The organism is Neorhizobium sp. BT27B, from assembly GCF_050455485.1.
In the GTDB taxonomy this organism is placed as follows: Bacteria; Pseudomonadota; Alphaproteobacteria; order Rhizobiales; family Rhizobiaceae; genus Neorhizobium.
Window position 1 is genome coordinate 1 of the sequence record NZ_JBCIYT010000003.1, and the last position, 11,721, is coordinate 11,721.

The following is an 11,721-nucleotide window of genomic DNA, read 5'->3' on the forward strand; positions in this document are numbered from 1 at the left end:
GGGGGGGGGGGGCCGGGTGGGCAGCATCAGAACACCACGGATAGCGCCGTTCGTGCCGTGCATATCCCGACCGGCCTAACGGTTCTGGCGCGCGACGAGCGTTCCCAGCACCGCAACAAGGCGCTGGCGATCCGGCGTCTTGCCGGCATGCTCGCCATGCTGGAACACGGAAAGGCAGATGCGGCGCGGCGGGAGCGTTTTCTCGCCAACCGTAATCTGGAGCGCGGCAACGAGGTGAAAACCTTCAAGCTGTAAACCTGAAAGGGCCCCATCCGGGGCCATTTCGTCCTCTCATTTCGTCTTTAGGGCAGCGTCATTTTGGCATCGGGTAAATTTCCTGACCCAAATCCTCAACTTTAATCTTTACTCTCAAAATCAAGTTTATTAATGTGCGCTACATCACGGACCTCCCGCTCTAGGGAGTGAGCCAGAATTTGATTGCAGCACTTTGATTGCGACACGAGGATTGATATGGCGAAGAAGCAGAAGCGCAAGGGCGGCGGAAACAGCGGTGCCGACGATACGGCTCGCGAAGCCTCGAGCCTCACCCAGTCGCAGCAGGATATCCGCAGCTTCCTTTATGTCGGCGGACGTGACTGCCAGGTGGCGCATCTGCGGGCCATCGCCAGCGCGCATGGCGCCGAACTGATCCACCATGACGGCGGTCTTCGCGAGGCGGTCTCGCGCATCGATACCGTGCTGCCCTCGGTCGACTGTGTGTTCTGCCCCATCGACTGTATCAGCCATGACGCGTGTCTGCGCGTCAAGACGGGCTGCAAGAAGTTCGGCGTCACCTTCGTGCCGCTGCGCAACGGTTCGAAATCCAGCCTCGATCGCGCCCTTCAGACGATGAAGGATCGCCGCGAAGAACGCCGGGTTTCCTAAAGTCTGCACCTTTCCACCGCCTGAAATGCACAAACAGCCCGGCAGATCGTCGGGCTGTTTTGCGTTGGCGTTTTCCCCAGGGCATGGCGCACCCCTAAATGTGACAGTTGCGCATCTTTCTGCGAGGCGATACAGCGTTAAGAATTGTTTAACCAAGCTGTTTGCCTCGGACCACTCATTTGAGACCTCAAAAACCCCGTAACTATCTGGCGCAGTTTTATAGCGCCAACGACAATGCGCAGACGCGCATGCGCAAGGCCAGTCTGATCGGGCAGGCGATCTATCCCAAGGGCGGCGTCAAATCTTTTGCCAGCGTGCAGATCCGTATCGTGGCGCTGCATGAGAAGGGCGCGATCATCCAGTCGAAGGCGCTCGAATTCCTGCCGGACCATTTTTACATCTGCCTCGGTGCCGGCGAGATCTTTTTCACCTGCGCGAAAAAGGATGTCGGCAAGGGCGAGATGGTCGTGGCTTTTTCACAGGCCGAGGATCCGTTTTTCATCGAAGCCCTGGCGCGCGTTGTTCTGCCGCTGGCATCGCTTGGCAGCATCCGTGATGCCTGCCCGCCTGTGGTGCAGGCACGAATGACCCGAAACCGGCGACCGGTTGTCACGATATAAAATGATTATGTATCGTTTTCAGACGGTGAGCCCGTCGCTTTTGTGGATGTTTACCGCTCGTTGAGGTTTACGGCGGATGGGCCGCGATTTGGCAAATCCCTCGGGTTAACCTGTGATTCACCGTAGATTTTCAGAGAGCACTCATCATGAACAGCGATACATCCGCCGGCCAGCCGAACCCTGCGACCTCCCGTGCCGCCATGCCGGCCACTGCGCTGGAGCTTTCATCGCCGCGGGTGAGGGACATTCCGATCGAGGTTCACGCCGTTCTCGGCAAGGTCAAGGTGTCCGTTTCGCAACTGATGTCGGCCAAACCGGGCGAGCCTTTCTGGCTGGACAAACATTTTGGCGAGCCGGTCGAGCTGCAGGTGAACGGCAAGCGCATCGGTTATGGCGAAATCATTGCCGACGAGCGCGACAACATTATCGGCATCCGCATGATATCGGTCGAATCGGATCTCTGAATCAGGCTTTGCGCACCGGCAGAAATGCACCGGCTGCGATCACCAGCCAGCCGAGCATCATCAGAGTGCCGCCGAACGGGGCGGCAAACGGAAACAGCCGGTCGCCGAGGAAATGGCGCGATATCAGATCGCCGGCAAACACGATCGTGCCGAGGCCGAGTACGAGGGCTGCAAGGGTGGCGGTGCGAAAACGGGCATGGCCGAGATAAAGCCCGAGCAGAACCGGCGCATGCGCGAGGCACATGGTGGAGGCTGAGCCCAGGAAATGCGTGTCACCGCTATGGCTGGCCGCCGCTGCCAGCGCCACGCCGCAAAGCCCCATCAAGCCGCTGACAAACAGAATCAACGGGCGCAATTTCTCTATCCCTGCCAAGGGCCTATTCCTTGTTCTGCATGTGAAAGCCAAGCCGTTCGATCGGTGGCCAGATGATCTCGCGCAGTTTTGGGTTCTCGATGGTCTCATCGAGTGCGCGGCGGAAGCACAGCAGCCATTCGTCGCGCTCGGCCGGTCCGATTTCGGCGCCGAAATGGCGTGAGCGCAGCCGCGGATGGCCGTATTTTTCAACATAAACCGGTGGGCCGCCGAGATATCCGGTCAGGTAGTCGTAAAGCTTGGCTTCACTTCCCTCAAGGTTTTCGGGGTGAATGGCGCGACAGCGCGCCGCTTCCGGCAATATGTCCATCAGCTCGTAGAAACGGCGGGCAAGGGCGCGCACCGTCGCATCGGCACCGATCGCCTCGTACAGGGTGATTGTCTCGCCGGTCATGCGTGGTCCATTGCTGCCGTCGCCGACTGGTCATGCCGACCGGGTTTTGCCGGTCTCTGGCATGGGGCACCGCGACGGCGGGTTTCATTTTGTTTGATGTTTGTTACGCCGCCACGCGCGGGCCGGCAAGCGGCCAACCGTCGCAGGAGGGTGGCTGAGGGATGGTTCAGACCGGACGTCGTGTCGGGGAGCCGGCCTTGATAGCCGCCGATGGATTCAGATCTTCGCCGGCGGCCCAATCGGACGGCTCCTGCAGAACCGGCGAGGCGGGCCAGCGCGCCTGGCGCATGACTTGCCGAGGCGCCGTCTCCGATAACGCAGCCGATGATGGACTGGGCGCTATTGCCCTCTCGGGCCGTCTCGAAAAACGCGTATATTCGTTTCCGCTGCGCGTCGAAATCATGCCGCACCCATCACGTCTGTGCTGCGGTAACCGCTTGGCGTTTCGGCGATGACGATATCGAGCCTTGCCCGCTCGATCTCTGCCCTCTGGACGCGAGCGGCACTTTGCAGAAGTTGCACGAATGCCGCTATCGGCACCTTGTCGGCCTCAAGCAGCTGCACGATCATGGGATCGATGATGGCTTCGCTGATGGTCAGGTCTCTACTCATTCGCGCTCCTCCTTCGCAACCGAGCAGTCTGCTGAAATTGCGCTCATTTGATGTCCCGGACAAGCGCTTTTTTAGCAGGGTCGAAAGTACCAGAATGGACCATGCTGCCGCCTTGATCTGGAGCAAGCGCGTCACCACCATCTGTAAAATCCCCGCGTCACCTCCTATATTCATCGGGACAGATCAAACATTGGAGACATGTCATGACGACAGAACGTGCAGTGCTGGCCGGCGGCTGCTTCTGGGGAATGCAGGATCTCATCCGCAAGACGCCCGGCGTCATCTCGACCCGCGTCGGTTACAGCGGCGGCGAGGTTCCGAACGCCACCTACCGTAACCATGGCAACCACGCCGAAGCGATCGAGATCAATTTCGATCCGGCGCGTATCAGCTTCCGTGATCTTCTGGAGTTTTTCTTCCAGATCCACGATCCATCGACACCCGACCGTCAGGGCAATGATCTTGGCCCGAGCTACCGCTCGGCGATCTTTTACGTCGATGACGCCCAGAAACAGGTGGCGGAAGACACGATTGCCGATGTCGACGCCTCCGGCCTTTGGCCGGGCAAGGTGGTGACGGAGCTGGCGCCGGTCTCCGACTTCTGGGAGGCCGAGCCGGAACATCAGGATTATCTGGAGCGCATTCCGAACGGCTATACCTGCCATTTCGTGCGCCCGAACTGGAAACTGCCGCGCCGTCAGGTTCTGACGGCCTGAAATTTCAGGTGCCATCGGATGGGACAAAGAGGGCGGGGCTGCCATGTGCGGCTCCGCCCTTTCTGTTTCCTATGATCTGCAACGGGAAATCGAAGCCAAGAAAAAAGGCCGGGCGAAACTCGCACCGACCTTCCTCACTCCATCTCGACGACACTGCCAGTACATCCGTGGTCAGGCGGAGATGAATTCTTGTATGGGAGCAATATGGGCATGCTTTGTGAAAGTTTCAAGACGCGCGCCCGGGAAAGCTCCGGAGCCATGCCGGCAACAGTGTCGCTGCGGCAGCTGATTGGCGCGTGGCGCTCGTATTCGGCGCATCCTTGGGCATTTGCTGGAATGCGGCGGGCAGCGTCAACGCTTGCGGCCGTTCCTTTAAAGTGCCGTGAGAGGCGAACTGTTTCGCCTCCGGCATAATATTCACATGTCTTTGCCTGGCCGAAGCCCGGCTTAGCGGCCGGAACCGAGAACGGCGGCGCGGATGGTCGAACGGGAAATGCCGAGGTCGTGCAGGGCGCGGTCGTCGAGCTGGTCCAGTTCGCGCATGGCGCGGCGGTTGGCGGCGTAGTTCTTCAGTTTTTCAGCGATACGCATATGTTTCTCTCCTTCGTTGATGCACATTATATAATCGTTTGAATGACGATTTTCTATGCATTTGCGAGCAATGGAGGCATGCGTTTGCTGCGTGGCTGTGCATTGGCGCTTGTTCAGTCGTTGCGGCTGAACGGTATGCGCACCACCCGCCGGCTGACCAGAAGCAGGCTGCGATCCGGCTGGAGGATATAACGTTCGATGACGCGATAACCGAATTCGTTTTGGAACTCATGCGTCAGGCTGCTGCCGATGGGCGATTTGGTGAGGCGCGTGCGCGGCTGGCCGCCATAGGTGATGCTGCCGGGAATGGGCTGGATGCCGGGGCCGATCTCGAACGGCTGCATGCCGGGACCGGGGGTGGCTGTGCAGCCCGTCAATGTGAGCGCGAAGGCGGCGCAGAGGATGGTCTTGTTCATGGGAATGTCGTCCTTGCCGGAAGCGGATAAGCTAAGGCTTATCTGGTGTTCTACGTGGTGAGGGCAAGGTGGGGATGGTTCTGTAAGTGGCGCACCCGACAGGATTCGAACCTGTGACCTTTGGAATCGGAATCCAACACTCTATCCAGCTGAGCTACGGGTGCTAACCTTGTCCGGCGATGACTCGCCGGTGTCCGATGATTGGTTCTTAGCCTAGCTTGGTGGGCGCTTCAATGCCAATACCGTCGCCGATGACGGAAAAATCGTCGTGGTTCGAACTTCGGCCGCAGATACGTGAATTTCCGCGAAAAAAGCGGAGCTTGCCGCCAGTTGCTGGTGCAAAATACCGTTCAATCGCCGCGCCATCTTGCATTTTCATCCGCCAGCCCGGATACCCGGTGGCAGGCGGCGCATGAGCGGCCCGGAGGAGGACAGCAGACATGATCGACCCGAACCATCCTTTTTACGACGAACCCTGGCGCCGGGCGCTGATCGTTGCTGTCTGTTTCGTCTGGGTCGGCATCGAGCTTTATCTGGGCAATCCGACCTGGGCCGGCATCGTCGGCTTCGTTGGCGTTTTTGCTGCCTACAAGCTGTTTTTCGATCGCAAGAAGCCCGAATAAGCCGTTGGTGCCGTGCTGCGGCAGGCGTTTCGGCAGGGCTGCGTGTCGTGATCAGCCGAAGGCGGCGAGTGCGCGGTCGATCAGCAGGTTGGCGATCTTCATTCTCGTCGTTGCATTGTCGCGAAATTCGGCTGAAACGCTGTCCGGGTGATTGAGCTTGGCAAATTGCCGGCGTCTGTCGTTCAGAACCGCTTCGCTGTCCTTCGGTGAAATCGCCAGATCCTCGGCAATCTCGGCTTCCGTCAGCCGCTCCAGATGGGGTGGCATGACCGGTTTTTGGGGCGGTGCTTCTTCCCTGTCGGTCGCAGGTGCTGCTTCGGAGGGCTGCTCCAGCCAGTCGGCGAGATAGTCCAGATAGGCGTCGGTATCGGTTTCCGCTGCCGCTGGCCGTCCCTCGGGCGTGACAAAACCGGCACCCAGCCCGCGAATGCGGAAATCCGCATTGTCCGGGCCTGCTTCTTCCGTTTCCTGTTTTTCGTCCTCCAGCCGGTTCAGTACCGACTGGAAAATGGACTGCCCTAACAGCATACGCCCTCCGGTTCCTGAGGAACATTCAACCAGCCGGAGATGGCGCCGGGCTTGCGCCGATGGTCGGGTCAGGCCTGCGTCTGGTTCTGCTGGCCCTGGCCGTCCTGGCTTTGTGACTGGCTCTGGCTTGGCGCCACCGTCAGCGATACCTTCAGGTCTTCTCCCGCCGAGCCGAGGCGCATGCCGGAAATCGGTGCGGCGGCGACATAATCCAGTCCGCTGGCGATGCGCACGTATCTTTCGTCGGGGCAGACATTGTTGGCGGCATCGAAACCCACCCAGCCAAGGCCGGGCAGAAACGCTTCACCCCAGGCATGGGTCGCCACCTGTTCGGTCTGGCCTTCCATCAGCAGGTAACCGGACACGTAGCGGGCAGGGATGTCGAGCAGGCGGGCGGTGGTGATGAAGATGTGGGCGTGGTCCTGGCAGACGCCGGTTTTGGCCTCCAGCGCCTGTTCGGCGGTGGTGTCGGTATCGGTGCTGCCCGGCGTGTAGGTGACGGTTTCGTGGATCGTCTCCATCAGCGCATGCATTTTGGCAAGCTCGCTGTCGCCGGCAAGGCCACGGGCCAGTTCGCGTGTCAGCTTGCCGGGCTTGGTGCGCGGCGTTTCGCGCAGGAAAAGCCAGAGCGGGCAAAAACCCTGATGCGCGCCGAACACGCCGGCCTTGTCGGATGTTTCCACTTCGCCGGTAGCTGTGATGCGGATCGTGTGGGCGTCGCCGTCCGTCGAGACCAGTTCGGTGCGGTTGCCGTATTGATCGGCATAACCGGCCTCGACTGCGGCGCCTTCGACGCTGACCTGCCAGGACAGCACTTTCTGGGCCGGTGTATCGACAGGCGTCAGGCGCAGGCGCTGCAGCGAATAGGGCACCGGCGCATCATAGAGATATTCGGTGGTGTGGGAAATTGTCAGGCGCATCGCATCTTTCTCCGGATCACTGGTAGAAGCGATAGCCGTTGGAAATCTCGGCGCTCAGCTGGTTGTTGCGGTTGACGAAGTCCTCGAGGAATTCGTGGAGGCCCTGGTCCATGATCTGCGCGATTGCACTCTGCTTGAGCGTTTTGCGGATCGCCCCTGCCGTCTCGTGCGCCTGCAGCCGTTCGCCGTAATCCTCGGCCAGATAACCGAGATTGCTGACGATCTTTTCGTAACAATAGGCGAGCGAACGCGGCATCTGCACCTGCAGGATCAGGAAATCGGCGATATTGGCCGATTGGTAATCGCCGTCATACACCCAGCCATAGGAACGGTGGGCCGAGACGGAACGCAGGATCGATTCCCACTGCATGTTGTCGAGCGCCGAGCCGACCTGGCTGACGGAGGGCAAAAGCACGTAATATTTGACGTCGAGGATGCGGCTCGTATTGTCGGCGCGCTCGATGAACGTGCCGATGCGCGAAAAATTGTAGAGATCGTTGCGCAGCATCGAGCCATGGAAGGCGCCGCGTATGAGGCCGCAGCGGTGCTTGATGACGTCGATCAGTTCCGGCAGGTCGGCGGGTTTCAGCTTTTTCGAAAGTCGCGCCTTCAGGTCGATCCATGCTTCGTTGGTGGCTTCCCATGTCTCGCGCGTCAGTGCCGTGCGCACCATGCGGGCATTGTTGCGGCCCGCCTCGATGCAGGAGATCACGCTCGACAGGTTGGCACTGTCGCGCAGCAGGTAGTCGATGGCATTGGCAGCCGTCAGCGTGTCGTGAACCTCGGAATAGGCTTCGCGCACGCCGGCACTTTCCAGGACACCGTGCCAGTCCTCGTCGGAATAACCGACGCGGGTGAGCGAGACACGCAGGCCCGCATCGACAAGACGGGCGATGTTTTCGGCACGCTCGATATAGCGGAACATCCAGTAGAGGCCGTTTGCAGTTCTTCCCAGCATGTTACGCCCTCAATCTTCCAGTACCCAGGTGTCCTTGGTGCCGCCGCCCTGGCTGGAATTGACCACCAATGATCCCTGTTTCAGCGCGACGCGCGTCAGCCCGCCGGGAATGATCTTGACCTTGTCGGACACCAGCACATAGGGGCGCAGGTCGACATGGCGCGGGGCGATGCCCTTGTTGACGAAGATCGGCACGGTGGAGAGGGCAAGCGTCGGCTGGGCGATGTAGTTGCTCGGTTTGGACTTCAGTTTTTCGGCAAACTCGCTGCGCTCCTTTTTCGAGGCGGTCGGGCCGACCAGCATGCCATAACCGCCGGAACCGTGTACTTCCTTGACCACCAGTTCTTCCAGATGCTCCAGCACATATTTCAGGCTGGAGGCCTCGGAACAGCGCCAGGTCGGCACGTTTTCGAGAAGCGCCTTGCGGCCGGTGTAGAACTCGACGATTTCCGGCATGTAGGAATAGATCGCCTTGTCGTCGCAGATGCCGGTGCCCGGCGCATTGGCGATGGTGATGTTGCCGGAACGATAGACATCCATGATGCCGGGAATGCCGAGCGCCGAATCCGGACGGAAGGTGAGGGGATCGAGAAAATCGTCGTCGACGCGACGGTAAAGCACGTCGATCGCCTCGTAGCCCTTGGTGGTGCGCATCTTCACCTTGCCGTCGATGACGCGCAGGTCGGAGCCTTCCACCAGCTCGACGCCCATCTGGTCGGCGAGGAACGAATGCTCGTAATAGGCGGAATTATAGATGCCCGGTGTCAGCACCGCCACGCGCGGCCGTCCCTTGCAGCCGGCGGGCGCCAGCGAGGCGAGCGACTGGCGCAGAAGCCGCGGATAATCCTCGACGCGCTGCACCTTGTTGAGGGCAAACAGCTCGGGGAACATCTGCATCATGGTTTCGCGGTTCTCCAGCATGTAGGAGACGCCGGAAGGGGTGCGGGCATTGTCTTCCAGCACATAGAACTGGTCTTCGCCGGTGCGCACGATGTCGGTGCCGACGATATGGGTGTAGACGCCGCCGGGCGGGCGAAAACCGATCATTTCCGGCAGGAAGGCAACGTTCTTCTCGATCAGCTCGCGCGGGATGCGGCCGGCCTTGATGATTTCCTGCTTGTGATAGATGTCTTCCAGAAAGGCGTTGAGCGCCAGCACCCGCTGCTCGATACCCTGCGCCAGCTTGCGCCATTCTCGCGCAGCGATGATGCGTGGAATGATATCGAAGGGAATGAGCTTTTCGGAACTGTCGGCATGGCCATAAACCGCGAAGGTGATGCCGGTCTTTCGAAAGATGTTTTCGGCATCGCGGGTCTTCTGGATCAGGTGCGCCGGATCCTGGCTCGAATACCACTCGTGATAGGTCTGGTAGGGTGACCGCGGACGTTCTTCCGCAGTTAACATTTCATCAAATGCCAATGGCGCGTTCCCCTTTTTTGACCATAAGAGTACAAGCATCGGGGCTTTGCAAGCAGGATGCACATTTCGCGCGCAGAATTTCCAATTGATCAAATAATGCCGTGTTTTAAGGCTTTTTGCCAGAAAAAGCGGCTATTGGTTATTGTCGGGCCAAATGCATGTGGCTCAAGGGGTTGTGGTCGTGACATTGCGTTTTGTCATGCTTTGATTTTGGGCAGATCGCCATGCGTTGAGCGGCGCTGATGACAGGGATCAAATTTTCTCCTTTGACGCGGAGGTTGCGCTGGCCGTAGACGTGCCGCCACCCGCCGCAGCAGGATATTCGCATGCTCGATCGTCTGGCTCCGGCCGTTTTTGTGTTTCTCTGGTCCACCGGCTGGATCGTCGCCAAATATGCGGCGGCGCATGCCGATCCGATCACCTTTCTCGCCGCGCGCCATGCGCTGGCGGCCATCGCCTTTGCCGGTGTGGCGGTCGTGGTGGGTGCGTCCTGGCCGAAAACATCCCGGCAATTCGGCCATGCGCTGTTTTCCGGCGTCTTCCTGCACGGGCTTTATCTTGCCGGCGTCTGGTATGCGATCGGGCAGGGCGTGCCGGCCGGGCTTTCGGGCGTGATCGCCGGGCTGCAGCCGCTGCTCACCGCCATGGTTGCGCCGCTGTTTCTGAGTGAACGTCTGGGACCGATCCAGAAGGCCGGTCTCGGCCTCGGTTTCGCCGGCATCCTGATTGCCATTTCACCGCAGCTGCTCGATATCGCCGAGCACGGGCTGGAGGGGCTGGCGCTGCCGGTCATCATCAATCTGGTGGCGATGTTTTCCGTCACCTACGGCACGCTTTACCAGAAGCAGCACCTGCAGCAGGGCGATCTTCTCTCCATCGCCTCGCTGCAATTCGTCGGCGCCTTGATCGTGACGCTGCCGCTGGCGCTTCTGCTGGAAGACCTGCGTTTCGACTGGACCATGCAGGCGGTGGCCGCGATGGCGTGGTCGGTGATCGGCATATCGATGGGGGCGGTGGCGCTGCTGCTGTATCTGATCCGTCGCGGGCAGGTGTCGCGGGCCGCTTCGCTGATCTACCTGATGCCGCCGACCGTGGCGATCGAAGCCGCCATCCTGTTCGGCGAACCGCTGACGCCACCGATGGTGATCGGCACGATCATCGTCGTTGCCGGTGTGTGGATGGTCAACCGCAAGGCGGCCCGGCCCGAGGCGTCGGAAGCTCAGTAGAAGAACAGTTTTGCCTTTTTCGCGCCGGTCCGAGTCAGATGGTCCCTGATCTGTTCGAGATCAGCGGCCGAAAAGGCGCGTTTGGGGATCGGGTTGAACATGCCACCTCTGCCCAGCATCACGAATGTTTCGTCGCTTTCCGCCCAGTGGGAAATCTCCCGCCACGCCTGTTTGCGGTTGGCCTTGCGCTGTGAAAACTCGATGCCATCGGCATTCCACGTCACCTTGACCTCGCGCCCCTGGTCGGATGCCGCGCGGAAAGTGGAGGCTGCCATCAGGCGGGATTTTCGCTTGCCGTGCCAGAGGGCGACAGCCGCCAGTGCAAGATTGATGGCAAGTACGCCGAAGGAGACGGCCGCCAGCGCAAAGCCTGCGAAGGTGCGGGCAAAATAGGCCGAAATCAGCAGCCAGGAAAACGCCATGACGGCCACCAGCGGCCAGATGTTCATCTGATGCCGCCGCCACATGTCGTTACCGGCGACGACGTCCTGTTCGGTGAGGGAATAGCGGGCGGGCATGCGGTCTCCGTTCTGTTGCGGAGTTCGTAGCCGGGCCGACGGGAAAAGGCAAAGGTGAGCAGGCGTGGTTTCGCACACGCCAAGCGTTTGCGCGCAGCGGCATCTTGCCAAATCCCGGTAACGCCCGATGTGTGCGTGGCACGAAGGAGCAGATATGATCAGATCTTTGACTACACTCGCCGCCACGGCTTTTGCCTGTCTCACCCTTGCCGGTTGCGTCAGCGAAGGCCCAACCTATCGCACGCATGAACGCGTCTATGTACGTCCGGCTGGCCCGAGCCATCACTATAACGCCCGTCATGACCGCCGCGACTGGGACCGTGGCCGCCATGATGCCCTTGACGACCGACGCGACTGGAACCACGATCGTCGTGCGGACAGAGATGATCGACGTGGCCGGGATGGGCAGTTTGTCTACCGCGATGGTCGCCGTATCTGGGTGCCGAACCGCTAAAAGC

General features: G+C 60.2%; 19 protein-coding genes and 1 tRNA gene. 8 read left to right on the forward strand and 12 right to left on the reverse strand.

All coding sequences use genetic code 11. The annotated features are described in order from the left end of the window. The 4 genes from AAIH70_RS08665 to AAIH70_RS08680 all read left to right on the forward strand — a co-directional run. The coding region (locus AAIH70_RS08665; RefSeq protein ID WP_430033835.1) for a peptide chain release factor-like protein at positions 1-255 on the forward strand (255 nt) is incomplete at its 5' end. 216 nt (positions 256-471) lie between these two features. Beyond that, a complete protein-coding gene (locus AAIH70_RS08670) occupies positions 472-885 on the forward strand; it encodes a DUF2325 domain-containing protein (RefSeq protein WP_132271795.1) in 414 nt (137 codons plus the stop codon). A gap of 179 nt (positions 886-1,064) precedes the next feature. Beyond that, a complete protein-coding gene (locus AAIH70_RS08675; RefSeq protein WP_132271797.1) occupies positions 1,065-1,505 on the forward strand; it encodes a hypothetical protein in 441 nt (146 codons plus the stop codon). A 146-nt stretch (positions 1,506-1,651) separates the two neighbouring features. Further along, the gene (locus AAIH70_RS08680; protein WP_430033838.1) at positions 1,652-1,969 is read left to right on the forward strand and encodes a FliM/FliN family flagellar motor switch protein; all 318 of its coding nucleotides are present in this window, start codon (positions 1,652-1,654) and stop codon (positions 1,967-1,969) included. A gap of 1 nt (position 1,970) precedes the next feature. Here AAIH70_RS08680 and AAIH70_RS08685 read toward each other — a convergent pair whose 3' ends face one another. The 3 genes from AAIH70_RS08685 to AAIH70_RS08695 all read right to left on the reverse strand — a co-directional run bounded on the left by AAIH70_RS08685 (position 1,971) and on the right by AAIH70_RS08695 (position 3,348). Further along, complete coding sequence (locus AAIH70_RS08685; protein ID WP_245519066.1) at positions 1,971-2,291, reverse strand: DUF423 domain-containing protein; 321 nt, start codon at positions 2,289-2,291, stop codon at positions 1,971-1,973. A gap of 55 nt (positions 2,292-2,346) precedes the next feature. Then, complete coding sequence (locus tag AAIH70_RS08690; RefSeq protein ID WP_132271801.1) at positions 2,347-2,736, reverse strand: group II truncated hemoglobin; 390 nt, start codon at positions 2,734-2,736, stop codon at positions 2,347-2,349. Positions 2,737-3,135: 399 nt separating this feature from the next. Further along, positions 3,136-3,348, reverse strand: coding sequence for a hypothetical protein (locus AAIH70_RS08695; protein WP_132271803.1), 213 nt, complete (start codon positions 3,346-3,348; stop codon positions 3,136-3,138). A gap of 203 nt (positions 3,349-3,551) precedes the next feature. Between AAIH70_RS08695 and msrA the strand changes: the two genes are divergently transcribed. After that, positions 3,552-4,064, forward strand: a complete 513-nt coding sequence (gene msrA, locus AAIH70_RS08700) for a peptide-methionine (S)-S-oxide reductase MsrA (RefSeq protein WP_132271805.1) — start codon at positions 3,552-3,554, stop codon at positions 4,062-4,064. Between the two features lie 447 nt (positions 4,065-4,511). Here msrA and AAIH70_RS08705 read toward each other — a convergent pair whose 3' ends face one another. The 4 genes from AAIH70_RS08705 to AAIH70_RS08720 all read right to left on the reverse strand — a co-directional run bounded on the left by AAIH70_RS08705 (position 4,512) and on the right by AAIH70_RS08720 (position 5,513). Further along, on the reverse strand, positions 4,512-4,655 hold the full coding sequence (locus tag AAIH70_RS08705) for a DUF1127 domain-containing protein (protein WP_132271807.1): 144 nt from the start codon (positions 4,653-4,655) through the stop codon (positions 4,512-4,514). 113 nt (positions 4,656-4,768) lie between these two features. Beyond that, positions 4,769-5,071 (reverse strand): hypothetical protein, encoded by a 303-nt coding sequence (locus AAIH70_RS08710; RefSeq protein ID WP_132271809.1) that lies wholly within the window; start codon positions 5,069-5,071, stop codon positions 4,769-4,771. An 87-nt stretch (positions 5,072-5,158) separates the two neighbouring features. Further along, a tRNA-Arg gene (locus AAIH70_RS08715) sits at positions 5,159-5,235 on the reverse strand. A 44-nt stretch (positions 5,236-5,279) separates the two neighbouring features. After that, positions 5,280-5,513, reverse strand: coding sequence for a hypothetical protein (locus AAIH70_RS08720; protein WP_132271811.1), 234 nt, complete (start codon positions 5,511-5,513; stop codon positions 5,280-5,282). Here AAIH70_RS08720 and AAIH70_RS08725 point away from each other — a divergent pair. Beyond that, complete coding sequence (locus AAIH70_RS08725) at positions 5,512-5,694, forward strand: DUF3329 domain-containing protein (protein WP_132271813.1); 183 nt, start codon at positions 5,512-5,514, stop codon at positions 5,692-5,694. The two genes, AAIH70_RS08720 and AAIH70_RS08725, sit on opposite strands and share 2 nt — an antisense overlap. A 51-nt stretch (positions 5,695-5,745) precedes the next feature. Here AAIH70_RS08725 and AAIH70_RS08730 read toward each other — a convergent pair whose 3' ends face one another. The 4 genes from AAIH70_RS08730 to AAIH70_RS08745 form a co-directional block, all read right to left on the reverse strand. After that, positions 5,746-6,222, reverse strand: a complete 477-nt coding sequence (locus AAIH70_RS08730) for a hypothetical protein (protein WP_132271815.1) — start codon at positions 6,220-6,222, stop codon at positions 5,746-5,748. Between the two features lie 68 nt (positions 6,223-6,290). Continuing rightward, positions 6,291-7,142: a transglutaminase family protein gene (locus AAIH70_RS08735; protein ID WP_132271816.1), complete on the reverse strand. Its 852-nt coding sequence runs from the start codon at positions 7,140-7,142 to the stop codon at positions 6,291-6,293. A 16-nt stretch (positions 7,143-7,158) separates the two neighbouring features. Beyond that, on the reverse strand, positions 7,159-8,100 hold the full coding sequence (locus tag AAIH70_RS08740; RefSeq protein WP_132271818.1) for an alpha-E domain-containing protein: 942 nt from the start codon (positions 8,098-8,100) through the stop codon (positions 7,159-7,161). A 9-nt stretch (positions 8,101-8,109) separates the two neighbouring features. Further along, positions 8,110-9,519, reverse strand: a complete 1,410-nt coding sequence (locus AAIH70_RS08745) for a circularly permuted type 2 ATP-grasp protein (protein ID WP_132271819.1) — start codon at positions 9,517-9,519, stop codon at positions 8,110-8,112. Positions 9,520-9,845: 326 nt separating this feature from the next. Between AAIH70_RS08745 and AAIH70_RS08750 the strand changes: the two genes are divergently transcribed. Next, positions 9,846-10,745 carry a DMT family transporter gene (locus AAIH70_RS08750; protein WP_132271821.1) on the forward strand — a complete coding sequence of 300 codons (900 nt, stop codon included), beginning with the start codon at positions 9,846-9,848 and terminating at the stop codon, positions 10,743-10,745. Here the strand turns inward: AAIH70_RS08750 and AAIH70_RS08755 are convergent. Beyond that, complete coding sequence (locus tag AAIH70_RS08755; protein ID WP_430033843.1) at positions 10,739-11,263, reverse strand: YcxB family protein; 525 nt, start codon at positions 11,261-11,263, stop codon at positions 10,739-10,741. The two genes, AAIH70_RS08750 and AAIH70_RS08755, sit on opposite strands and share 7 nt — an antisense overlap. Before the next feature lie 154 nt (positions 11,264-11,417). On the opposite strand from AAIH70_RS08755, the gene AAIH70_RS08760 reads away from it, so the two are divergent. Further along, positions 11,418-11,717 (forward strand): hypothetical protein, encoded by a 300-nt coding sequence (locus AAIH70_RS08760; protein ID WP_132271825.1) that lies wholly within the window; start codon positions 11,418-11,420, stop codon positions 11,715-11,717. Positions 11,718-11,721 lie beyond the last annotated feature (4 nt).

What these genes read in the sequence shown, in the direction of transcription:
- AAIH70_RS08670 (WP_132271795.1), top strand. Translation starts at nt 472, where the DNA reads ATGGCGAAGAAGCAGAAGCGCAAGGGCGGCGGAAACAGCGGTGCCGAC.
- AAIH70_RS08680 (WP_430033838.1), top strand. Translation starts at nt 1,652, where the DNA reads ATGAACAGCGATACATCCGCCGGCCAGCCGAACCCTGCGACCTCCCGT.
- AAIH70_RS08685 (WP_245519066.1), bottom strand. Translation starts at nt 2,291, where the DNA reads ATGGGGCTTTGCGGCGTGGCGCTGGCAGCGGCGGCCAGCCATAGCGGT.
- AAIH70_RS08690 (WP_132271801.1), bottom strand. Translation starts at nt 2,736, where the DNA reads ATGACCGGCGAGACAATCACCCTGTACGAGGCGATCGGTGCCGATGCG.
- AAIH70_RS08695 (WP_132271803.1), bottom strand. Translation starts at nt 3,348, where the DNA reads ATGAGTAGAGACCTGACCATCAGCGAAGCCATCATCGATCCCATGATC.
- msrA (WP_132271805.1), top strand. Translation starts at nt 3,552, where the DNA reads ATGACGACAGAACGTGCAGTGCTGGCCGGCGGCTGCTTCTGGGGAATG.
- AAIH70_RS08705 (WP_132271807.1), bottom strand. Translation starts at nt 4,655, where the DNA reads ATGCGTATCGCTGAAAAACTGAAGAACTACGCCGCCAACCGCCGCGCC.
- AAIH70_RS08710 (WP_132271809.1), bottom strand. Translation starts at nt 5,071, where the DNA reads ATGAACAAGACCATCCTCTGCGCCGCCTTCGCGCTCACATTGACGGGC.
- AAIH70_RS08725 (WP_132271813.1), top strand. Translation starts at nt 5,512, where the DNA reads ATGATCGACCCGAACCATCCTTTTTACGACGAACCCTGGCGCCGGGCG.
- AAIH70_RS08720 (WP_132271811.1), bottom strand. Translation starts at nt 5,513, where the DNA reads ATGTCTGCTGTCCTCCTCCGGGCCGCTCATGCGCCGCCTGCCACCGGG.
- AAIH70_RS08730 (WP_132271815.1), bottom strand. Translation starts at nt 6,222, where the DNA reads ATGCTGTTAGGGCAGTCCATTTTCCAGTCGGTACTGAACCGGCTGGAG.
- AAIH70_RS08735 (WP_132271816.1), bottom strand. Translation starts at nt 7,142, where the DNA reads ATGCGCCTGACAATTTCCCACACCACCGAATATCTCTATGATGCGCCG.
- AAIH70_RS08740 (WP_132271818.1), bottom strand. Translation starts at nt 8,100, where the DNA reads ATGCTGGGAAGAACTGCAAACGGCCTCTACTGGATGTTCCGCTATATC.
- AAIH70_RS08750 (WP_132271821.1), top strand. Translation starts at nt 9,846, where the DNA reads ATGCTCGATCGTCTGGCTCCGGCCGTTTTTGTGTTTCTCTGGTCCACC.
- AAIH70_RS08755 (WP_430033843.1), bottom strand. Translation starts at nt 11,263, where the DNA reads ATGCCCGCCCGCTATTCCCTCACCGAACAGGACGTCGTCGCCGGTAAC.
- AAIH70_RS08760 (WP_132271825.1), top strand. Translation starts at nt 11,418, where the DNA reads ATGATCAGATCTTTGACTACACTCGCCGCCACGGCTTTTGCCTGTCTC.